Annotated in this window: 1 pseudogene and 1 other annotated feature; the pseudogene reads right to left on the bottom strand. The window is 40.8% G+C overall.

Annotated elements, in window-relative coordinates:
* Positions 1 to 392, bottom strand: a pseudogene (locus NI455_RS15410) (IS3 family transposase); the annotation flags it as partial.
* Positions 105 to 221, bottom strand: a sequence feature (AL1L pseudoknot). (Overlaps the previous pseudogene by 117 nt.)

The raw sequence follows: 392 nt of genomic DNA, 5'->3' as shown, positions 1-392 counted from the left end.
TTCCAAATTCGTTTAATCTCCTCAGCATGATGCAAGTCATGTAAATCTCGCTTTGCTCGATGTTCTGGATTTTCGCAGAGATCTAGAGTCCGGTAATAGGTTGAAGGTGCGATCGGTAAAATTCTACAAATCGCATCAACACCATATAAGTCTTTATTGTTATGGATGAAATCCACCATTATTTGTGTGGGCGGTCGAGCTCCGCCTGGGCGAAAAAAGCGGCTGCTTTACGTAGAATTTCATTCGCACGTTGCAGTTCTTTATTTTCGCGTTCCAGTTGTTTGATACGTTCTTGGTCTGAAAGCTGCTGTACTTTAACTGGATTTTGTTTATCTAAATATTTTTGATACCAAACACGTAGTGTTTCAGGAGTACAACCCTTGCGCAGTATA

This window comes from Acinetobacter lwoffii (assembly GCF_024129435.1).
Taxonomy (GTDB): Bacteria; Pseudomonadota; Gammaproteobacteria; order Pseudomonadales; family Moraxellaceae; genus Acinetobacter; species Acinetobacter lwoffii_F.
Note: the sequence above shows the minus strand (reverse complement) of the source record. Positions and strands in the feature narration are given on the sequence as shown.